This is a genomic window from Dermatophilaceae bacterium Sec6.4 (assembly GCA_039636865.1).
Classification (GTDB): Bacteria; Actinomycetota; Actinomycetes; order Actinomycetales; family Dermatophilaceae; genus Allobranchiibius.
Map to the genome: position 1 here is coordinate 2,437,400 of CP144172.1, position 21,322 is coordinate 2,458,721.

General features: G+C 64.4%; 22 protein-coding genes. 9 read left to right on the forward strand and 13 right to left on the reverse strand.

The window, feature by feature from the left end:
• Positions 1–43: 43 nt before the first annotated feature.
• The 7 genes from pafA to dop form a co-directional block, all read right to left on the reverse strand.
• Positions 44–1,405 carry a Pup--protein ligase gene (pafA, locus tag V3G39_11615; protein ID XAS75311.1) on the reverse strand — a complete coding sequence of 454 codons (1,362 nt, stop codon included), beginning with the start codon at positions 1,403–1,405 and terminating at the stop codon, positions 44–46.
• A gap of 29 nt (positions 1,406–1,434) precedes the next feature.
• Entirely contained in the window at positions 1,435–3,294 is a 1,860-nt protein-coding gene (locus tag V3G39_11620; GenBank protein XAS75312.1) for an ABC transporter ATP-binding protein, read from the reverse strand.
• Positions 3,291–5,108 carry an ABC transporter ATP-binding protein gene (locus V3G39_11625; protein ID XAS75313.1) on the reverse strand — a complete coding sequence of 606 codons (1,818 nt, stop codon included), beginning with the start codon at positions 5,106–5,108 and terminating at the stop codon, positions 3,291–3,293. The genes V3G39_11620 and V3G39_11625 overlap by 4 nt, the downstream gene beginning before the upstream one ends.
• Before the next feature lie 195 nt (positions 5,109–5,303).
• Positions 5,304–6,107 (reverse strand): proteasome subunit alpha, encoded by an 804-nt coding sequence (gene prcA, locus V3G39_11630; GenBank protein XAS75314.1) that lies wholly within the window; start codon positions 6,105–6,107, stop codon positions 5,304–5,306.
• Positions 6,104–6,946 (reverse strand): proteasome subunit beta, encoded by an 843-nt coding sequence (prcB, locus tag V3G39_11635; protein XAS75315.1) that lies wholly within the window; start codon positions 6,944–6,946, stop codon positions 6,104–6,106. Before prcB ends, prcA begins: the two co-directional genes overlap by 4 nt.
• The gene (locus V3G39_11640) at positions 6,943–7,146 is read right to left on the reverse strand and encodes a ubiquitin-like protein Pup (GenBank protein ID XAS75316.1); all 204 of its coding nucleotides are present in this window, start codon (positions 7,144–7,146) and stop codon (positions 6,943–6,945) included. Before V3G39_11640 ends, prcB begins: the two co-directional genes overlap by 4 nt.
• A 90-nt stretch (positions 7,147–7,236) precedes the next feature.
• Positions 7,237–8,754: a depupylase/deamidase Dop gene (gene dop / locus V3G39_11645; protein XAS75317.1), complete on the reverse strand. Its 1,518-nt coding sequence runs from the start codon at positions 8,752–8,754 to the stop codon at positions 7,237–7,239.
• Positions 8,755–8,824: 70 nt separating this feature from the next.
• Here dop and V3G39_11650 point away from each other — a divergent pair, with 70 nt between their 5' ends.
• From V3G39_11650 to V3G39_11660, 3 genes are all read left to right on the forward strand, one after another.
• Positions 8,825–9,841 (forward strand): alpha/beta hydrolase, encoded by a 1,017-nt coding sequence (locus V3G39_11650; GenBank protein XAS75318.1) that lies wholly within the window; start codon positions 8,825–8,827, stop codon positions 9,839–9,841.
• A 139-nt stretch (positions 9,842–9,980) separates the two neighbouring features.
• Entirely contained in the window at positions 9,981–10,478 is a 498-nt protein-coding gene (locus V3G39_11655) for an NfeD family protein (GenBank protein XAS75319.1), read from the forward strand.
• Complete coding sequence (locus V3G39_11660) at positions 10,451–11,362, forward strand: slipin family protein (protein XAS75320.1); 912 nt, start codon at positions 10,451–10,453, stop codon at positions 11,360–11,362. The genes V3G39_11655 and V3G39_11660 overlap by 28 nt, the downstream gene beginning before the upstream one ends.
• Positions 11,363–11,529: 167 nt before the next feature.
• On the opposite strand, the gene V3G39_11665 is transcribed toward V3G39_11660, so the two are convergent.
• The 5 genes from V3G39_11665 to V3G39_11685 form a co-directional block, all read right to left on the reverse strand.
• Positions 11,530–12,057, reverse strand: coding sequence for a hypothetical protein (locus tag V3G39_11665; GenBank protein XAS75321.1), 528 nt, complete (start codon positions 12,055–12,057; stop codon positions 11,530–11,532).
• A gap of 63 nt (positions 12,058–12,120) precedes the next feature.
• Entirely contained in the window at positions 12,121–12,915 is a 795-nt protein-coding gene (gene heR, locus V3G39_11670; protein XAS75322.1) for a heliorhodopsin HeR, read from the reverse strand.
• Between the two features lie 161 nt (positions 12,916–13,076).
• Positions 13,077–14,537, reverse strand: a complete 1,461-nt coding sequence (locus tag V3G39_11675; protein ID XAS75323.1) for a DUF222 domain-containing protein — start codon at positions 14,535–14,537, stop codon at positions 13,077–13,079.
• Between the two features lie 237 nt (positions 14,538–14,774).
• The gene (locus tag V3G39_11680) at positions 14,775–15,053 is read right to left on the reverse strand and encodes a type I restriction enzyme endonuclease domain-containing protein (GenBank protein ID XAS75324.1); all 279 of its coding nucleotides are present in this window, start codon (positions 15,051–15,053) and stop codon (positions 14,775–14,777) included.
• A gap of 45 nt (positions 15,054–15,098) precedes the next feature.
• Entirely contained in the window at positions 15,099–15,299 is a 201-nt protein-coding gene (locus V3G39_11685) for a hypothetical protein (protein XAS75325.1), read from the reverse strand.
• Between the two features lie 152 nt (positions 15,300–15,451).
• Between V3G39_11685 and V3G39_11690 the strand changes: the two genes are divergently transcribed.
• The 6 genes from V3G39_11690 to V3G39_11715 all read left to right on the forward strand — a co-directional run bounded on the left by V3G39_11690 (position 15,452) and on the right by V3G39_11715 (position 19,508).
• A complete protein-coding gene (locus tag V3G39_11690; GenBank protein XAS75326.1) occupies positions 15,452–15,682 on the forward strand; it encodes a hypothetical protein in 231 nt (76 codons plus the stop codon).
• On the forward strand, positions 15,683–15,847 hold the full coding sequence (locus V3G39_11695; GenBank protein XAS75327.1) for a hypothetical protein: 165 nt from the start codon (positions 15,683–15,685) through the stop codon (positions 15,845–15,847).
• A gap of 380 nt (positions 15,848–16,227) precedes the next feature.
• A complete protein-coding gene (locus V3G39_11700; protein ID XAS75328.1) occupies positions 16,228–17,259 on the forward strand; it encodes a squalene cyclase in 1,032 nt (343 codons plus the stop codon).
• A gap of 94 nt (positions 17,260–17,353) precedes the next feature.
• Positions 17,354–17,764, forward strand: a complete 411-nt coding sequence (locus tag V3G39_11705; GenBank protein XAS75329.1) for a TIGR03086 family metal-binding protein — start codon at positions 17,354–17,356, stop codon at positions 17,762–17,764.
• 62 nt (positions 17,765–17,826) lie between these two features.
• Entirely contained in the window at positions 17,827–18,258 is a 432-nt protein-coding gene (locus V3G39_11710; GenBank protein XAS75330.1) for a DUF3054 domain-containing protein, read from the forward strand.
• Entirely contained in the window at positions 18,234–19,508 is a 1,275-nt protein-coding gene (locus tag V3G39_11715; protein ID XAS75331.1) for a D-arabinono-1,4-lactone oxidase, read from the forward strand. Before V3G39_11710 ends, V3G39_11715 begins: the two co-directional genes overlap by 25 nt.
• Positions 19,509–19,555: 47 nt before the next feature.
• On the opposite strand, the gene arc is transcribed toward V3G39_11715, so the two are convergent.
• Entirely contained in the window at positions 19,556–21,295 is a 1,740-nt protein-coding gene (gene arc / locus V3G39_11720; protein XAS75332.1) for a proteasome ATPase, read from the reverse strand.
• Positions 21,296–21,322 lie beyond the last annotated feature (27 nt).

The window sequence follows — 21,322 nt, forward strand, 5'->3', positions numbered from 1 at the left end:
ACGCATCACCCTAACCCGACGGTCTGTGGGCCGGCCGTGTGGTTCACATGCCGTCTATCAGCCGCTGGACGCGTGGATCCTCGGCCGAGAACGGGTCCTTGACCAAAACGGTCCGTTGTGCCTGGTCGTTGAGTTTCAGGTGGACCCAGTCCACCGTGAAGTCCCGGCGGTGGATCTGCGCAGCCTGGATGAAGTCGCCGCGCAACTTGGCGCGCGTGGTCTGGGGCGGCGTGCTCTTCGCGGCGAAGACCTCGGGGTCCGTGCACACCCGGGCAGCTCGACCGCGGCGCTGCAGCAGGTAGAACAGACCACGACGACGGTTGATGTCGTGGTACGTCAGATCGACCTGCAGCATCCGCGGATCATCCAGCGCGAGCCCGTGCTTCGCCGACATCTGGTCCAGCAGACGATGTTTGATCACCCAGTCGATCTCGGTATCCACCAGCGCGAGGTTGTCGGTGTCGATCGCCGTCAGCGTCCGCTGCCACAGATCCAGCACCTGCTTCGTGATCGGGTCGCTGATGCCGTGCTCGTCCGCGAAGTTCGACGCGCGCTGGAAGTACTCGCTCTGCATCGCCAGCGCCGACATCTCCTTGCCGTTGGACAGACGCACCGGGGTGCGTCCCGTCATGTCATGACTGATCTCCCGGATCGCCCGAATCGGGTTCTCCAGGCCCAGATCCCGCATCGGCACCCCGGCCTCGATCATCTGCAGCACCAGGTGCGCCGATCCGAGCTTGAGCATCGTGGTCGTTTCGCTCATGTTGCTGTCACCGACGATCACATGCAGTCGGCGGTAGCGCTCCGCGTCCGCGTGCGGCTCGTCACGGGTATTGATGATCGGACGGGAGCGGGTCGTCGCGCTGCTGACCCCCTCCCAGATGTGGTCGGCACGCTGACTCACGCAGTAGGTCGGATGCTGGCCGAGGGTAGAGATCTTGCCGGCCCCGGCAATGATCTGCCGACTGACCAGGAACGGGATCAGCACGTCGGAGATGGCCTGGAACTCACCCTGTCGTCCGATCAGGAAGTTCTCGTGACAGCCGTAGGAGTTACCCGCCGAATCGGTGTTGTTCTTGAAGACGTAGATCTGTCCGTCGACACCGTCCTCAGCAAGACGCACCTGGGCCTCTTCGACCAGGCCCTCGAGGATGCGCTCCCCCGCCTTGTCATGGATCACTGCTTCGCGAATGTCGTCGCATTCCGGCGTCGCGTACTCCGGATGACTGCCGACATCGAGGTAGAGGCGGGAACCGTTGCCCAGGAACACATTCGAGGACCTACCCCACGAAACGACTTTTCGGAAGAGGTAACGCGCGACCTCATCCGGTGACAACCGTCGGGCACCGGCTGAGGTGCAGGTCACGCCGTACTCGTTCTCGATGCCGAAGATGCGTCGCTGCATGCCTCGACCTTAGACGCGCCCGCGAACGGTCAGGCCAGCGAACGGGTCCAGGCGTCGTGCAGGGCGGCGTACCGACCGCCTGCAGCGATGAGGTCCGCGGGGCTGCCGTCCTCCACGAGCACCCCGTGCTCCAGCACGAGTACCCGGTCAGCGACCTCGACGGTAGAGAGGCGGTGGGCGATGATGACCGCCGTGCGGTCATCCAGTACGCGCTCCAGAGCGCGCTGCACCAGGCGCTCGCTCGGGATGTCCAGGGATGAGGTCGCCTCGTCCAGGATGAGCACGGCCGGGTCGGCGAGGAAGGCGCGCGCGAAAGCGACCAGCTGCCGCTGCCCCGCTGAAAGCCGCCCGCCACGCTTGCCCACGTCTGTGTCGTACCCCTGCGGCAGCGTGTCGACGAACCGGTCCAGTCCGACAGCCTCGGCGGCAGCGCGGACCTGCTGCTCGCCGGCACTCGGTGCGCCGAATCGGATGTTGTCGGCAATGCTGCCCTCGAACATGAAGTTCTCCTGCGTCACCATCACGACGCGGTCGCGCAACTGCCGCTGTTGCATATCGCGTAGATCGACTCCGTCCAGACGCACGGCGCCGGCGCTCGCGTCATAGAACCGAGCCATCAGCTTGGCGATCGTGGTCTTGCCGGCCCCGGTGCTGCCGACGACGGCTACCGTCTGCCCGGCGGGGATGAGCAGGTTGAGGTTGTCGATCACCGGCCGGCCCTGCACGTAACCGAAGTCGACGTTGTCGAAGACGATCTCGCCGTGCGCGTGTCCGAGCTGTGCCGGCTCGGGCGGGTCGGCGATAGCAGGTTCTTCGGCCAGGACGACAGCCAACTTCTCCAACGCCGACGCTGCAGATTGAAAGGTGTTGAAGAACTGGGTGATGTCCTGCATGGGTTCGAAGAAGAGCCGTAGATACAGCAGGAAGGCCGTCAGGACACCGATGGTCATCGAGCCCTGCAGCACCCGCCAGCCGCCGTACAACAGCACAACACCGGTGGTGATGTTGCCGATCAGTTTGACGCCGGGCATGAAGATGGCGACCAGTTTGAAGGTGCGCTCGTTGATGTCGCGGTAGCGGTCCGCGAGGTCTTCGAAGATCTGCTGATTGCGTGGTTCGCGACGGTAAGCCTGCACGGCCTTGATACCGGTCATTGTCTCGACGAACTGGACGATCACCATTGCCGCGCTGTCCCTGACCTCGCGGTAGGTCTTGGAGGACTGTCGACGAAACCACACCGATAGCAGTACGAGGAACGGAAAACTGACCAGGCAGATCAGCCCGAGCCGCAGGTCCAGGAGCACGAGCGCAATCGAGGTACCGATCAGGGTCAGACCCGCAGTGATCAGGCTGTCGAAACCGTCCTCGAGCAGCTCCTGGATCGCTTCGACGTCGTTGGTGGAGCGGCTGACCACCCGACCGGAGGTGTACCGGTCGTGAAAGGAGATGTCGAGTGACTGGAAGTGGCGGAAGACGCGACGTCGAAGCTCCAGCAGCACCTTCTGCCCGACAATGCCCGAACGGCGCAGGAAGTAGGAGCGGGTGATCGCCTGCACCACGACCGCCAGGCACAGTAGCCCGACGACAATCAGCAGTGACCTAGCACCGCGATGGGCGGCAATCGGCGGAATCCCGTGGTCGATTCCCCGCTGTACGAGCCACGGGACAGCCAGCCGGGAGACGTTCTCGAGCACGACGACCGCACCGAGCAGCAGCAGGACGCGACGGTAGGGACGCAGCAACGTCACGAGCAGCGACCGCGCCTCGGCGCGCATCGAGTCGCCGCTCTTGTCGACCTGCTCGTCCGGGTCGACCATCCGACCGCGCCACCCGTGTTCGGGCGGGTCCGCGTGCCCCGACGCGGGTGTGGGCGGTGCCTCCGCGGTCATCGGGCGCCACCGGCAGGTGCGACGGCGAGGCTCTCGTCAGCTGCCAGGAGGTAGCGATAGGCCGGAACGTCGCGAAGAAGCTCACGATGTGAGCCCAGGTGAGTGATCGCGCCGTCCTCCATGAGGGCGACCCGGTCTGCGAGCAGCACCGTCGACGCGCGGTGCGCCACCACGATCGCGGTGACGCCGACGAGCACTTCGCGCAGTGCCTCCTCGACCAGGGCCTCGGTGTGCACGTCCAACGCTGACAGCGTGTCGTCCAGTACGAGGACCTGCGGGCCGGCCAGTACTGCGCGAGCCAGGGCGAGCCGTTGGCGTTGCCCCCCGGACAGACTCATCCCCTGCTCACCGATCCTGGTTTCCAGACCGTAGGGGAGCTCCCGCACGAAATCAGCCCGGACGACCTGCAGTGCCGCCTCGACCTGCTCATCAGTGGCCTCGGCGCGGCCGAGGGTGAGGTTCTCGCGCACCGACATCGAGAAAAGTGTGGGGTCCTCGAAAGCGGTCGCGACCATCGACCGCAGATCACGCAACTGCAGCTCTTTGACGTCGGTCCCGTCGATACTCACCTGACCCTCGCTGACGTCGTACAACCGCGAAATCAGGCCGACCAGCACGGACTTGCCCGACCCGGTGGCCCCGACGATGGCGAGCGTCTGACCGGCCGGCACCGTGAGGTCCAGATGCCGAAGCGCCCAGGCTTCGCTGTCGGGGAACCGGTAGCCCACGTCGCGCAACTCAAGCGCGCCCGCACCCGTCGGCACCGGTGCGGCGCCGTCTTCGATCTCGCGGGGCACGTCGAAGACCTCGACGATCCGGTCCGCAGCAGTCATCGACTCCTGCGTCATCGACAGGAAGAACCCCATCGATGCGATCGGCCACACGATGGAGAGCATCATCGTGATGAACGCGACCAAGGTGCCGATCGTGATGCGTCCCTGCCCGACTGCGGTTGCTCCAAGACCGAGCACGATGATCAGGGTGACGTTGGGGATCACTTCCAGAATGGTCCAGAACTGGGCCTGCAGGCGCACCTTGCCGAGCTGGATGTCATACAGGGAACGGGCCTGGGTGTCGAAGCGTTCGAAGACGTAGTCCTCCCGGCCGAACGACTTGATGGCCCTGAGGCCGAGTGCCGATTCCTCGACCTGCGTCGCGACCCGGCCGGACTGATCCTGAGCCTGGCGCGAGAGAAGAGTGAATTGGCGTTCGTTGCGCAGCACGGTCACCGTGATCGGCAGGATCGAAACAAGCACGATGACGCCGAGCGGCCAGTAGAGCACCAGGAGAATGAGTGTGGTGGCCAGGATCTGGACGGAGTTCAGAAGCAGGAACAGCGCGCCGAACGACAGGAAACGGCGGACCGAGCCGAGGTCGTTCATGATCCTGGACAGCAGCTGGCCCGATTGCCATTTGCTGTGAAAAGACATCGGCAGCAACTGCATCCGGGCGTAGAGGTCTTTGCGGATATCAGCCTCGACACCCATCGTCGACCGAGCGACCAGCCAGCGCCGAACGATCCACAGCAGTACCTCGGCCGCCCCGAGGCCGAGTGCGGCGCTCCCCCACAGCCACAATCCGGTCTGATCGTGGCGTCGGATCGGTCCGTCGATCACCGCCTTCGTCAACAGCGGAATCACGATCGTTGCCACCGTACTGAGCACGGCAACACACACCATGCCAATCCACCGGGTGCGATACGGCAGCAGGTAAGGCAGCAGACGGCGCATCGCGTCGTATCTGGACGCAGCGGGGCGCGCCGCGCCGACGGCCGGTGCGCGCTCGAGCGCGCGACGAGGAAGTTCCTCGGTCATCTGCTGCTTCCCCATCATCCGCACGTCAGCTGGGCCCAGGCTGCAAGGTGGGCACTGTGAAGTGTATTGCCCCGCTATGAGTTACCGGAACTTCACGTTACGGCAACAACACTGTGTCACCGGTCGATCACAACGGCATCCGATTTTTGCGGGGTTCGATTTTTGCGGGGTTCGATGGGCCCTCGCCTACGGCTGTCAGCCCTCGCCGGTGAGCGTCTCGTGCGAGCCAGGGCCCGGGTCGTCCTGCTGCGGCACATCGCGGGTCGCGTCATCGGGACTGAGCAACGCTTCGAGCAGCGGCCCGACCAGGCGCCGGAAGGTGCGTCGCCCGCGGTGCCGGTCCAGGACCGCAACCTCCAGCGACGCCGGATCGACGGCCGTTGCAGACTCTTCGGCGGCGTCGGGCCCCACGGCTTCGGCTGTATCGCGGTCGTCGGTGGTCAGTGCACCCACTGCCAGTTGAAGTGCTGAACTCAGATCGAGATCCTGATGCCAGCGTTCCTGCAGCACCTGCGCGATGCGCTCGGCGGCACCACCCATCGCGACGAAACCGCGCTGATCCGCCACCGAACCGTCGTAGGTCAACCGGTAGATCTGATCGTCCTCGGTCGATGCGCCGACCTGGGCCACCACGATCTCGACCTCGTAGGGCTTGGATTCCTGAGTGAAGACACTGCCCAGGGTTTGCGCGTACGCATTGGCCAACCCCCGTGCTGTGACGTCGCTGCGGTCGTAGGAGTAGCCCCGCAGATCAGCGTATCGCACGCCCGCTACCCGAAGATTTTCGAACTCGTTGTACTTGCCGACGGCGGCAAACGCGATCCGGTCGTAGATCTCGGAGATCTTGTGCAGCGCACGGCTGGGGTTGTCGGCCACGAACGCGATACCACCGTCATACCCCAGGACGACGACCGAACGACCACGCGCGATGCCCTTGCGGGCAAAATCAGCGCGGTCCTTCATCAGTTGCTCGGGTGATACATAGAACGGCATGCTCATCGCGCCTGACCGCCTTCCACGCTCCGGTCGTGCAGCAGCTGCGTCACGACCACCTCCACCTGGGCGGGACCCACGAAGCGAGCGCCGTCGACGTCCAGCAATGCCACGGTCGGCCAGATCTTGCGGCCCACGTCAGGGCCGCCCGTCGCCGAGTCGTCGTCAGCGGCGTCGTACAACGCTTCGACAGCGACCCGGACGGCTGCCTCCGGGGTGAGACCCGGACGCCACAGTTTCTTCAATGCTCCGCGAGCGAAGATCGAGCCGGACCCGATGCTGTGGTGGTCACGCTCCTCGTAACACCCGCCCGTCACGTCGTAGGAGAAAATTCGACCCCGCGCGCCGGGCACGTCGTATCCGGCGAACAACGGAACGGCTGCCAGTCCCTGCATTGCCATCGCGAGATTTCCGCGGATCATGCTCGCCAACCGATTGGCCTTGCCCTCCAGGGACAGCAGGGTGCCCTCGATCTTCTCGTAGTGCTCCAACTCCACCTGGAAGAGCCGGACCAGCTCGATAGCGATGCCGGCTGTCCCGGCGATACCCGCTGCGGAGTACTCGTCCGTGGTGAACACCTTCTGCATGGTGTGGTTGGCGATCAGGTTGCCCATGGTGGCGCGACGGTCACCTGCGAGCAGGACACCGCCCGTGTAGGCAACAGCCAGAATCGTGGTGCCGTGTGGAGCTTCCAGAGAACCGCCCACAGTCGGCGGGCCCACCGGACCCCGCAGTCCTGGAATCAGGTGTGGCGCGTATTCGCCGGCGAACTCGGTGAACGAGGCCGAGCCGGATCGCAGGAACGCATCGGGAAAGCCCGGTCCGGAACGATCTCCGGAAGTCACTGGCCACCCTTCTGCACAAAACCGCGGACGAACTCCTCAGCGTTGCTCTCCAGCACGCCGTCGATCTCAGCGAGCATGCTGTCGGTGTCCTGGTCGAGGTCCTGCTTGCCCGCCTGGGCAACAGGCGCGGTCGGCTCGGGAGCCCCGTCGTCCGGGTCCGCATCCCGACGCTGCGGGCTCTTCTGTTCCTGTCCGGCCATGATGGGCTCGCTTTCGCTGGAGAACCGTTTCAATCACCCTAATGTGCCCCGCTGACACGTCGCCGGGGCCCGGATTGTTCCGGTCCTGAATCACTGCGAGATTGCCAGGCCCCTCAGCAGATCCCGCGCCGACGCAGACCGCTCCATCAGGTCCCCCACATGCGCTTTGGTGCCGCGTTCCGGCTCCAGCATGGGAACCCGTTGCAGACTCGGATTGCCCGGCACGTCGAAGATGACCGAGTCCCACGAGGCAGCCACGACCTGCTCGGGAAAACGCGACATGCACTGACCCCTGAAATATGCGCGGGTGTCCTCCGGCGGGGCGTTGACCGCCCGACGTACGTCGTCCTCGCTGACCAGGGTGTCGAAACGCCCGGCAGCAGCCATTCGGTGGAACAACCCCTTCTCGGCGCGCACGTCGGACCACTGGATGTCGATCGCCCGCAGCCGTGGGTCGGACCACTGCAGGGAGTCACGGGCGCGGAAGCCCTCCAGGGCGGCGAGTTTCGCCACCCAGTCGAGCTGACGCACACAACTCATCGGGTCCCGCTCCAGGCGGGTCAGTACCTGCTCCCACAGCGCCATCACCTCAACGGTGTCCGCGTCCAGGTCACTCCCGTAGGTCCGGTCCAGCCACGTCGAAGCCATCTGCTGATAGATCCGCAGCAGTTCCAGGCTCGTCATACTCGTGCCGTCCGCGAGCTTGACCCTCGTGCGTAGGGTCGGATCGTGAGATATCGCCCGCAGAGTGGCGACCGGTTGGTCCAGCGTCAGATCGCGCGTCACGGCGCCCGCCTCGATCAGCGCCAACACGAGGCTCGTGGTGCCGAATTTGAGCAGGTTGGCCACATCGCAGTGGTTGGCGTCACCGAGGATGACGTGCAGCCGCCGATACCGGTCGGCGACCGCGTGCGGCTCGTCGCGGGTGTTGATGATCGGCCGCTTGAGCGTGGTTTCCAGGCCCACCTCGACCTCGAAGAAGTCGGCACGCTGCGAGAGTTGGAAACCTGGGCGTGTCGATTCGGTACCGATCCCCACCCGACCTGAGCCGATCATCACCTGCCGGACGACGAAAAACGGGATCAGGTGCTTGACGATGTCGGCGAACGGTGTGGAACGGCGCATCAGATAGTTCTCGTGGGTGCCGTAGGACGCGCCCTTGCCGTCCGTGTTGTTCTTGTAAAGGTTCAGCCCACTGGCCCCCGGCGGGGTCAACAACCGCACCGCCTCACGCATCACCAGCTCCCCCGCACGATCCCAGATGACCGCGGCCCGAGGGTTGGTCACCTCAGGTGAGGAATACTCCGGATGCGCGTGATCTACGTACAACCTGGCCCCGTTGGTGAGCACCACATTGGCCAGAGTGGGGTCCGGTTCGTCAGTCAGTTGGGATGGGTCGGCCGCCCCACGGAAAATGTCGAAGCCGCGGGCATCCCTCAGCGGCGCCTCGTCCTCGTAGTCCCAATTGGAACGGCTCGGCCGGATTCCGTAACGGCCCGCGTAAGCGGTGACCACTGCCCCGGAGAGGTTCATCGGGTTGGCCGTCGGGTCCCCCGGTACGGAGATGCCGTACTCGGTCTCGATACCCATCACCCTGCGCACTGTCATGACCCGACAGTAACGAGCCGAGTGCGCGGGACGGGCACCGCGAGGCGAAGGCGCGGGGGACACTGGCGTCATGACCGCATCCCCTGCATCTCAAGACGCTGCATCTCAAGAACAACCCAGCCTCGCAGCGCGCTGGACCGCCTCCTCCGGCATGCCGCTACGCACCCGGGTGCTCGGACTCGGCCTGGCCTTGCGTAACCGCACCCCGATGGCTGAGCTGAGTGCCACCGAGTTGGACAAGCGCCGTTCACTGACACCGCCGGCCAAAGGCCCGGCAGCCTGGGTGACCGGGCGCGTGGCGCCTGACGTCTCGATCTCCACCCAGGCGATGCCGACCAGAGGCGGGGGCTCCATCCCGCTGCGGATACTCCGCAGCCCGGCCAGCTCGGACCGGGTACTGCTCTGGCTGCACGGCGGCGGATGGACCCTCGGCCGCCCGCGTGACTACGACGCCCTGACCAGCTTCATCGCCGCTGAGACGGGGTGCATCGTTGTGGTTCCCGACTACCGTCTGGCACCGGAGCACAAAGCCCCCGCAGCAGTGCATGACTGTCTGGATGCGCTGGACTGGATCGCCGGCGGAGGTGTCGCACACTGGGTCGGTGCCCACCCCCGAATCATCGTCGGAGGGGACAGCGCGGGCGGAAACCTCGCTGCCCTGGCCGCGCTGTACGCCCGCGACAACGACATGCAGTTGTCCGGGCAGCTGCTGAGCTATCCCGCGACCGATCTCGACGCGGAACGCCCCTACCGCAACGCACCGATGCTCAGTGGAGCCGACATGGATGCCTTCGAGGATTTCTACCTGTCCGGTTCGGGCCTCAGCGGCAAGGACCCTGCCATCTCCCCCATCTACGCCGCCAATCACCATGACCTTGCCCCCGCCCTGGTTCAGACCGCCGAGCTGGACCCGTTACGACCGGAAGGCGCGCGGTACGCGGAACTGCTGGAGACATCAGCGGTGCCTACGCGCTACACCTGCTACCGCGGTGCACCCCACGGATTTCTCAGCATGCCGGGCGCCACCCACGTGGGATATCAGGCACGTTGGGAACTCGTCGACACCATGCAGGGCTGGTGGCGCTGAGCGCCCACCAGCATTGGAACCAACCCGCAGCCTCGAGACGTTGACGATGTAACCTGGAAGACAGCAGGAACTACGTACCGACTCTGTTGGGGTCACGTGCCCCACGCGATGTGTGGTTCTGACTGAAGAGGTGGTCAGTATGGCTGCTATAGGCCTTCTACTCGTTCTCGTCGGGCTCACCCTGCTCGTGATTGAAGCCCATGTCACCGCCTTCGGCATCTTCGGTGCTGCTGGTGTCGTGGCAACCGCGGGTGGCTTCGGGTTGATCATCGATGGTGCGGGGGCATCGCTCGGCACATCCATCGCGGTAGCCGTTGCCCTCCTGCTCATCGGCGGCGTGACTCTTGTCGTCGCGGCGCGCAAGGTGATCGCCGCTCGACGACAGGAAGTACAGGCCGGCCCGGAACATCTCGCCGGACAGTGCGGACTCGTTCGTAGCTGGGACGGCGAAGAAGGGCAGATCTACGCAGACGGCGCGCTCTGGGGCGCGCGTACCAGTTTCGGCTGGGAAGACCCAGCCCCACAACCTGGCGAAGCGGTCATCGTCAACCAACTCGACGGACTCACCGTGTCTGTCCGTCGTCTACACACATGGGAGATGGAGCCGGTATGGAAGCCGTCGGAATTGTCGTTGTAGTTGTCATCCTGCTCATTGCCGCACTACTGAGTTCATCCGTTCGAGTGCTGCGCGAGTACGAGCGCGGCGTGGTGTTCCGGTTGGGCCGTCTGGTCAAATTGAAGGATCCGGGACTCGTCCTACTGATCCCGATCGTGGACCGGATGGAACGCGTCGGAATGCGTACCGTCACGCTCAACGTGCCCGCTCAGGACGTGATCACCAGAGACAACGTGCCGGTACGCGTCACCGCCGTCACCTACTTCCGGGTGGTCGACGCCAACAGGTCGATCGTCGAGGTGGAGAACTACCTCGCAGCGACCAGCCAGATCGCTCAAACCTCACTGCGTGCAGTCCTTGGTAAGGCCGAGCTCGACACGTTGCTGTCCGAGCGGGAGCGGTTGAACGCAGATCTGCAGAAGGTCATCGACCAGCAGACCGAGCCGTGGGGCATCAAGGTCCTGATCGTGGAGATCAAGGACGTTGAGATCCCCGGCAGCATGCAACGCGCCATTGCTCGTCAGGCGGAGGCCGAGCGCGAACGTCGTGCGAAGGTCATCAACGCTGAAGGTGAGTTCCAGGCATCTGCCAAGCTCGCTGAGGCAGCCGACGTCATGAGTACCAACCCGGCAACACTGCAGTTGCGCTATCTGCAGACGCTGCTCGAGATCGGCAGCAACAACAGCAACTCGGTGGTCATTCCGCTGCCCATCGACCTCCTCCAGGGCGTCATGAGCGGTATGAGTGGCGCGAAGCCAAGCGCTGACATCTCCAACAAGGTGGCGGAGGCCAAGCAGGCCGCCGACGCCCTGCTCGCAGAGTCACGTAAGGGAGATTCTGAGCCTGCGGTGATCGAGGCTGCGGCACCAGTCGACGAGATGGAGCAGGTGGGAAGTCCCAGCTAAGCAATCTCAGCACGACAAACGACCTCCCTCACTGGTCAATCCACAGAGAGGGAGGTCGTTTCATGTTCTGGCGCAGGTCTGTGTCGGTTGCTGCGAGGCAAACAAACCCGCCCGCTGGAAGTGTCGTAGCAGGGTTGTCGTCGGTGATTTGCCACGTCAGGGCTGGCTCAGCCGGGGACCGTGTACGTCGCCACCTTTGTGTCGGATGTTGCGTTCGAGCCAGTCGCTTTCACGGTGAGGCTACGGACGCCGGGAGAGCTGTCGGTCAGCGCTACCTGGAAGTCGAGGGTTGAGGTAGTTCCGCCCGGGGCGGCGGTCCCAGTCCAGGTGAAGGTGTACGTCAGCAATCCGCCCGCAGAGACCGGTGCTGACGCAGTCCAGCCCGAGCCGGTCACAGACGTCGCAGCGACTGCGGTGACCTGATTGGCCGAGAATGCAGCGGTTGCAATAACTGATGTCAAGGTCGCGGACACTGCGGGGTACGGCGCGTAATACTGGTTCTGCACAGAGAATTGAGTGCGAAGACCGATCGTTTTACCCGCTGTCGACACGCCATTCATGTTCAGGCCGGTGATCAACAGTTGAGCTGGCCGATCTGTCGACGACGCTGAGGCGCTGGGCAGTACCGCTGCTGTGGCGATAACCGGCACGGTCCAGGCCCCCGCACGGACCACCGTCCTTCGTGTGTGTTCCATGAGAACCTCCTGATTGCCGAATCAACTACCGGGAGGATTAGAACACAGTCCCCCACCCTGCCGTCAGCCGGCGAGTGAGCCACCGAAGATCTGCCAGGCGAGCAACGACTTCGCAATCAGGCTGAGCACCAGGTAGACCTTCTCGCCGTACGCGTAGTCCTTCCACTTTCCGATCCCGCGGTACTGCAGCCACTGGTTCAGGCCGAACGTGAAGAACAGGATGAGCAATGACGCGTAGATACCGATAACGAAGCCAGGCACAGTCTTGGACCCGACGAGGTTCACGGTGATTGCAACCCATGGTGCGATCCCGGCCAGGGTGCCGAACCAGAACGGCATCATGGTGGTCTCGGTCCGGCCGGGCGGGTTCATCCGCTCCTGCAGCCAGCCGAAGAGAATCATCGCAACGTTGGCTCCGATGACGGCGATCACCGTCGAGATGTTTGTCAGGCCGAAGTAGAAACCGATCAGCACCAACATGACCGTTGCACTGAACGAGTACTCGATCCAACGGAACCGGTTGATTCCGCGCTTGAGGTCGGCTTCGTAGATGGAGCGGCCGACGGTGGCTGTGAGCAGGTGATCGAGAGCTGCGAGGAACAAGAAGACGGCGATCGCCGGTCCTACAGCGACGTCGAATAACTTGCTAGCCGCGGGCGCGGCGCTGCCGGGTGGGCCCGTCGGGAAGGTCGATGTCACCGGGATCGAGAAACTGGTGGCCAACACGAGGACAGCGATGGCTTGCGCTCCGTGCAGCACCGTCAGGCCGAAGTTCCATCGACGTAGCCCAGCGAGTCGCTCAGTGGTCACCCCCGTGGCTTCCTGCTGGGAATCAACGGATGTGTTACCAGATGTCATGGAACAGCCCACCTTCGGAACGTGGATGGAAAGCCCTGAGGGCCTCGGATTCGTTCAGCTCATCTTCGCAGGCGCCGGCCGATCGCACCGCATTCGCTACCGCAGCCAGCCGCAGGCGAGGCGACCACGTCGAGCGACGAACTGGGCGGGTGGCACCGGCGTCAGGCGGCACTGGGGTGGCCGGCCATCTTGGGCATCAGGCCGGGGGTCAGGTCCCAGGTGACTCCGGTCGCAGTCACGTCAGCCATCAGCAGGTCACGATGCACGATGGTGTGGTGTCTTGCGCAGAGCAGAGCTGCATTGGAACGGGTGGTCTCGCCACCGCACCACCACGGAATCACGTGATGTGCATCGCACCAGTCCGGTGGCCGATCGCAATCGGGGAAGGTGCAGCCCTGATCTCGGTGAATGATCGCTGCGCGTAATGCTCCGGTGAAGAGTCTCTTTGCCCGCCCGACGTCCAACGGTTCGGATGCCCCTCCGAGAACCATGGGGATCAGGTCCGCATCGCACGCGAGCCGCCGCAACGTACCGGCGTCGAGCAACTGCCCGTCGCTCGTACGCCCAATGCCGGGCAGGTAGGTCGGGTCGGTGGGGTGCCCCGCCTCGTCCAGGTGACCGGTGCCCTGCAGGCCGACAACCAGAGTGTTGTAGTCGAGGGTCACTACGAGCTTCGCGTTTCCGCCGATCTCCCCGACCGGTCGGGATGCGGTGCCGTCAAGTACGTCGAAGGCGGTTTCGACGAGGCGCATGAGTCCATCAGCCCGTCGTTTCCCCGGGGTCCGAACGTCATGATCAGCCGCTGCGCTACCGGTCTCCAGCATCGAGTGCGCCTCGTCAACGATCGAGTCGGCCTCATCAACGTCGGATCCAGGTGTGCCATCCGGGCAGAGCTGCGGCACAGGCGCGGACAGGAACTGCAACGCGTGTTTGACGGTCGCGGCGTGCCCGCCGGACAGGTCGGCTTCGAATCGGATCAGCCCGCAGGGCAGGTCGTACCAGCGCACCGATTCGCACCGCTGCTGGACCTCTTCGTCGCGCACCTGCTGCTCGGGAGCGAACTGGCCGATGATTCGAGTCGATAACTCTTTCAACGCCCTCGATCCGAATCTGGTCAGGCTCAGGTAGTGCAACATCATCTCGTCGCGGTCGGCGCCTGAGAGTTGTTTACACACGCGTGGCACCTCCCGCAATGCAATCGCTGCGGCGTGAACCGACGCGGTCCCAGCGGCCAGTGATTCAGCGACGGTGTGGTTGCGGGGGTTGGCGCAATCACGACCGACGACACCTACCCGATGCACCACGGTGGGATCGACCGCACGCGCGTACTGGGCAACCCACCCGGGTGCGCCGGTTGCCGTCGACTCCGCGACTGTCCCACGATCGAGTGCATCGGCCGTGGCCAGCGCAGCCACGTTCTCTGCGCGCCCCATGATCCGCAGCAGCGAACCCACCAGGTGCCCCAGGGCAACCTCGTCCAGTTGATGCAGAGCACCCGGCAATTCATGGAGGCCGGTTTCGAATTGATCAACCAGCTCTACCAATTGGGCACCTACCCCCGGTGCCGCGGACATGATCAGCGGGGGCGTAGTGACATCGCTATCGAAAGTTGAGTGGCTCATCTTCGCCCCTTTCCGCGATTCGAGGAATTCGAACTGATGTATTCATCGTACGCCTGTCCGATTACTCGCACAAGGGGCACGGAGCACGAATTCGATTGCAGTAGAGACTTATTGCACGATAGTTATCCACATCCCCCAGGTATTGCGGGCAGAAACTGGATCAAAGTCGACTTATCCACAGACATTCATCGGTGGCTTGCCATATCTGCCTATCCACCCACGAAATGGACCTATTTCTCACACTTCTGGGGTGTTCCGGTGCTCCTCGGCATACCGCGGAGCCATCGCCTCCATCTGCGCCATGACCAGTTTGATCGCGCCCGGCTGCTTGTCCGGCGGGTACCCGTTCTTGACCAGCAGGCGCTTGATCGAGGACCGCAGCTTCGCCCGTACGTCGTCGCGCACAGTCCAGTCGGTGCGCACGTCCCGTTTCATCACCGCGACCAGGTCACGGCCTATATGGACGAGCACGCCCTCCCCCATGACGTCGAGGAGTGACTCATTGGTGGACACCACGTCGTAGAAGGCCAGCTCGTCGTAGCCGAGCGCTGGATCGAAGCTCTAGCCCCGGTCGGCCTCGATGCTGATGCCCTTGGACATCGCGATCAACACGGCGATCACCTCCGCCGAGGTCAATTGCTGATTCATATACTTGTCATCAGCGTTGTCAGCCGCTGCGAGAACGCCTGCTGTCGCACCATGTTGCTGCGCGTGACTCTGGCCGCTTCGGCCATGATGAGCGGCGGACGGTGGTGCCGTCATAACCTCCGCCACACCTCTCGGCCGCGGTGCGAATCCACGGGCAAGGTCCGCTATCGCAACGAGCGCGCGGCGCTGCTCGCACTCCAGCAAGCGGCTGCGTCTCGCTCGATGGCCGAGGTGCTGCTGGGTGACGCCCGATGGAGCCGACGGTCGTGCCCACTGAAATTCTGCAGGTCCGCGACGTTCCTGCCGAGGACGTCGCGGTTCTGCGTGCACGAGCGGCGTCGCGGCAGATGTCGCTGTCCAGTTATCTAAGGGAGCTCATTCGAGCCGATGCGACGCGTCCCACGATGTCTGATGTCTTGGAGCGCATCGCAGCCCGAGAGAGTCTCGATGTCGGCCACGATGACATTCGATCGTGCATCGAGGACGGTCGGCGGTAGATGGCGGTCGTCGACGCCTCGATCGTCGTGCGATTGCTCCAAAACCGACGCGACGACACCGCGTTACGCGCCTGGTTCGAAGGCCAGCGTCACGTTCAGGCGCCGACGCTGATCGATGCCGAGGTGGCCTCGGCGATACGCGGCCTGATGATGACCACCACTTGACCGGTACCCGATGCACCCTCACCTGACTCGAGTGTTGTCACTGCGGAACAACTTCACCGCCCACGACGCGTTCTATGTCGCGCTGGCTGAGGCGCTCGAAGTGCCTCTCGTCACGGATGATCACAAGTTCGCAAAGGCGCCCGGCCACAACGCGCACGTCCAAAGGTGGGAATAGGTACATCGAAGACCGCAGCAAGATCGGACCCACCACACGTGGATGCGAGTCCGGATTCAGTGGCCGAGGCGCGGGAGGACGGCGCCATGGGTGACTGCTGATGCTGCTGGACTCCGAACGTGCCGCGCTGCAGCAGAGCGAGATCGGTGCTGGGCGGTTCCAGCTCACTCTTTGTCAGATGAGGCGGTGGCGCTAGCGTGACCCGATGGCTCCCACTGCTGCCCTGACCGACTGGTTACTCGACTCCGACCCCGCCGTGCGGTGGCAGGTGGAACGTGACCTCGTCGGTGCGCCCGAAGCCGTCTGGAGGGCCACCCGAAGCCGGATCGCCACCGAGGGTTTCGGCGCGCGGTTACTCGCGCTGCAGGATCCCGACGGGCAGTGGGCAGGCGGCGCCTTCTTCCCCAGTCGGGACCTTCCGACCGCTACCAAATCAGAGACTGAATCGGCTACCAGCAGTGCAGTATCCGATGAGTACCCAACACCCACGGACAACCAGGGCCAACCCTGGACGGCCACCACCCCCACCCTCAGCCTGCTGCGGCAGTGGGGCACCGACCCGGCCGCGCTCGGCGACACGGCGCAACGTCTGGCGGTCAACAGCCGATGGGAGTACGACGACCTGCCCTACTGGGGCGGGGAGGTCGACTGCTGTATCAACGCGGACACCCTCTCCAACGGCGTCTGGCTGGGCGCGGACATCGCGGATCTGGCGCAGTGGTTTCCCGACCACCAGATGGCTGACGGAGGTTGGAACTGCGAGTGGGTCGAGGGTTCGACGCGATCCTCATTCCACTCCACGATCAACGCACTGCGCGGCATGCTCGACTACGAGATGGCGACCGGTGGAAGCGAAGAGCTGCGCGACTCCCGTCATGCCGGTGAGGCGTACCTGCTCGAACGGCGGCTGCTACGTCGACGTTCCACCGGTGATCTCATCGGACCCTGGGTCGCCGATCTGGCGTACCCCTTCCGGTGGGCCTACAGCACACTCGTCGCGCTGGAGTACTTCCGCCAGGCAGCGGCCCATGACGCGGTCCCACCGGATGCGCGGCTGTCCGGCGCGGTGAACGCGTTGCGTGCCGACCGCCAGGACGACGGGACCTGGATGCAGGAACATCGCCACCCCGGGCAGGTGTGGTTCGAGGTCGACGTTCCCGTGGGTGAGCCGTCGAAATGGCTCACGCTGTATGGCACACGGGTCCTGAACTGGTGGGACGAGCAGGCCCCGTCGTGATTGCTGCAGCACATCCAGTTCCACCCGTCGTTCTCAGCGGCTGCGGCGTAAGCCCTTCCCACGACCCGCCGCAGCTGTCATCATCGCCGGATGGATGCCCACCCCGGGCAACGGCGTCGACCCTGGCGCACCCGTCGTGACCGGGTCCGCCGGCGACGCACTCGATGGCTACCGACGGTCAGCGCGAACATTGACAGGGGCTTTTCATTTTCCGGGCGTCTTGAATCAGCCGGTCACCGTCCCCTTCGGCACCGTGCCAGGCAACGTGGCGTTGCATCTGCGGATCATCGACCTGCTGGTTCACGGATGGGATCTTGCCCAGGCGACCGGACAGGCTGTGCGGTGTCCGGACGCCCTGGCCGAGCAGGAGTTTCAATTCACGACGGCCATGTTGGCGGGCCTGCCACCCGACCAGCGACCCTTCGCACCACCACAGCCGGTAGCCGACGATGCACCGGCCATCGATCGACTCGCTGCGTGTCTCGGCCGACGAGTGACGACCTGACTTCCTACGCCGCAGCCACGACCGCTGAGCACCCTTACCGAGGCGGCACTTAGGCTCCTCTCATGGTCGATCACGCATCCACACAGGGCGCGGCGGGCTCGCAGAGATCTGTAGGACGCGACGTCGCGGTGCGCTCCGTAGTGGCCGCTGGTCTGATCGACGCGGCGTTCATCATCGTTTTCGCGGCCATCGGTCGGGCCTCGCACTCCGAGGCGCAACCGGTGCTGGAATCGCTTTCCGTCGCGTGGCCGTTCCTGGTCGGAGCCGCCGTCGGATGGGCGATCGCGTGGTTTCTGCTGGATCGGGCCCCGACATCACTGGTGGCAGGGGTCGCCGTCTGGCTCGCAACAATTGTGCTCGGTATGTCGCTCCGAGCGGCTACCGGGCGGGGTATCGCCGTCAGTTTCATCATTGTCGCGACCCTCTTACTCGGACTGTTCCTGCTGGGCTGGCGGGTCATACTTCTGCTATGGCGGCGACGACGGACCCAGTAGGCACCACCTGGTCCGGGACGTACACCTTCCGAGCGGCGCAACGTGTGCAGCCGACTTCCGTGGACGACCTGGCCCGCGTGGTCAGCAACGCGTCGGCAGTGAAGGTGCTCGGTTCCGGACACAGCTTCAACAGCATCGCCGACAGTGAACATGGGGTGCAGGTCGATCTGTCCGTAATGGTGGGTCCCCCGGTGCTCAGCACGGACCGAACCTACGTGGAGGTCGACGCAGCGATGACCTACGGCGTGCTCGTGCCGTTCCTGGTCGCCGCCGATCTCGCACTGGCCAACCTCGCGTCCTTGCCACACATCACCATCGCGGGAAGCGTCGCTACCGGCACACACGGCTCGGGAGTGCACCAACCGGGTCTGTCGCAGGCCGTCCTGGCCATCCAACTACTGCGCAGCGATGGCTCGCTGCGCTGGTATGACCGTACTGATCCGACCTTCGATGCCATGGTGGTCTCGCTGGGCGCGCTGGGCATCGTCACCAAGCTGCGGCTGGCGGTGCTACCCACCTTCCGAATTTGTCAGGACACCTACCAGGGCATCACCTGGAGTCAACTGATCGACAGCCTCGACACGGTCCTGGAGTCTGCCTACAGCGTCAGTGTCTTCAGTCGGTGGACCGGGCAGGGCCCGGATCACATCCTCTGCAAGAGCCGTGTCGGTGCAGGATTCAGCCGACCAGCGCTACCGCACACCCGACGCGTCGACCAGACGCTGCACCCGGCGTGGGTGAGCGGGGAGTCCAACCAGAAGGTGACCGAGCAGGCAGGGGTGCCCGGGCTCTGGTCGGACCGGCTGCCGCATTTCAAGCTCGGTTTCACCCCGAGCTCCGGCCAGGAGATCCAGTCCGAGTTCTTCGTACCCCGGGCAGACGGGCCGGCGGCAGTGGCAGCCCTCCGCGAGATCGGACATCTCATCTCACCGGCGCTGATCATCAGCGAGATCCGCGCTGTCGCGGCGGAGACGCAGTGGCTCAGTCCTGCGTCGAAGCGCGACAGCGTCGCTCTGCACTTCACCTGGGCGCCGGACATGCCAGCTGTCCTGAGCGTCGTGGACGCGGTGCAGCAGGCGCTGTCCGATCTGGATGTCCGTCCGCACTGGGGGAAGGTGTTCACCTACCCCGGCAGGTTGGACGCGCACTACTCGCGACTGAACGACTTCGACGCGCTACGACGCCGAATGGACCCGACCGACAAATTCGCCAACGACTTCATCCGCCGGCACGTGGCTGTGGCGAACTGACGCGCCGAGCGGTTCACCACGTGGAGTCGACACCGCGTGGGATTGGCTCAGAGGTACTGGCCGGTGTTTGCGATCGAGTCGATGGCCTTGCCCGGCTGAGTACCGTTCTTGCCGTCGATCAGGGTGCGGATGTAAACGATGCGCTCACCCTTCTTGCCGGAGATGCGCGCCCAGTCATCCGGGTTGGTGGTGTTGGGCAGGTCCTCGTTCTCCTTGAATTCATCGACACATGCCTGCAGCAGGTGATCGACTCGAATCCCTTTGGCGCCGAGCGTGATCTGGTCCTTGATCGCCATCTTCTTCGCACGGTCCACGATGTTCTGGATCATCGCGCCGGAGTTGAAGTCCTTGAAATACAGGACCTCCTTGTCCCCACTCGCGTAGGTGACTTCCAAGAACTTGTTCTCGTCGATCTCGGTGTACATCCGCTCCACAGTGGCCTGGATCATCGCCTCGACGGTGTCGGCCGCCGACCCGCCGTGCTCCGCGAGATCGTCCGCGTGCAGCGGCAGGCTCGCGACCAGGTATTTCTCGAAGATGTCCCGGGCACTTTCGGCGTCGGGCCGCTCGATCTTGATTTTCACGTCGAGCCGTCCGGGGCGCAGAATCGCCGGATCGATCATGTCCTCACGGTTGGAGGCGCCGATGACGATGACATTCTCCAGCCGCTCCACGCCATCGATCTCGGCGAGCAACTGCGGCACGATCGTGGTTTCCACGTCGGAGGACACGCCTGATCCACGGGTCCGGAACAAGCTCTCCATCTCATCGAAGAAGACCACGACCGGCGTACCGTCCGACGCCTTTTCGCGAGCGCGCTGGAAGATCAGCCGAATATGCCGCTCGGTCTCACCGACGTACTTGTTGAGCAGCTCCGGGCCCTTGATGTTCAGGAAGTAACTACGCGTCCCGGTCCGGCCGGTCTTTTCGGCAACCTGTCGCGCCAGCGATGCCGCGACCGCCTTGGCGATCAGCGTCTTACCGCACCCGGGCGGGCCGTAGAGCAGTACACCTTTGGGCGGGCGCAGCGAGTGCTCACGGAACAACTCCGCGTGCAGGTAGGGCAACTCCACGGCGTCGCGGATCTGCTCGATCTGGCCGGCCAGACCACCGATGTCCTCGTACCGGATGTCGGGTACTTCTTCCAGCACGAGGTCAGCGACCTCGGCTTTGGGGATGCGTTCGTAGACGAAGCCGCTGCGACTGTCCAGCAGCAGCGAGTCACCGGTGCGAATCGGCTCGCCCTCGAGGCTGGCCGCCAACCGGCAGACGCGTTCCTCATCGGAGTGCCCGACCACGAGAACGCGGTCCTCGCCGAGGCGGTCCTTGACCGTGACCAGTTCACCGATCGACTCATACCCGGTGGTGGCCACGATGTTCATCGCCTCGTTCAGGAGGACCTCACGGCCGGGGCGCAGATCAGTCAATTCCAGGGCGGGGCTGTAGGCCACCCGCATCTTGCGACCACTGTTCAGGATGTCAGCGGTGCCGTCGTCGCGAGCCATGATCACGATGCCGTAGGCGGCGGGTGGCTGCGCCAGACGATCGATCTCACCCTTGAGGGTCACGATCTGGTCGCGAGCATCGCCCAGGGTGCGCACCAGGCGCTCGTTCTGCGCCGAGAGCGTGCCGACGGAGGCCTGCAGTTGCGTGACCTGCTGGGAGGGGATCGAAGCACGCGCGGGACCTGAGGTCGTGGCAAGTCGTTCACGCAAGGCCTTCACCTCACGCTGCAGACTGTCAACGGTATCGTAGGAAAGGGAATCATCGGACGGCCGGTCGGGCATCGAGCCTCCTGCGGTCAGCGCTCGCGA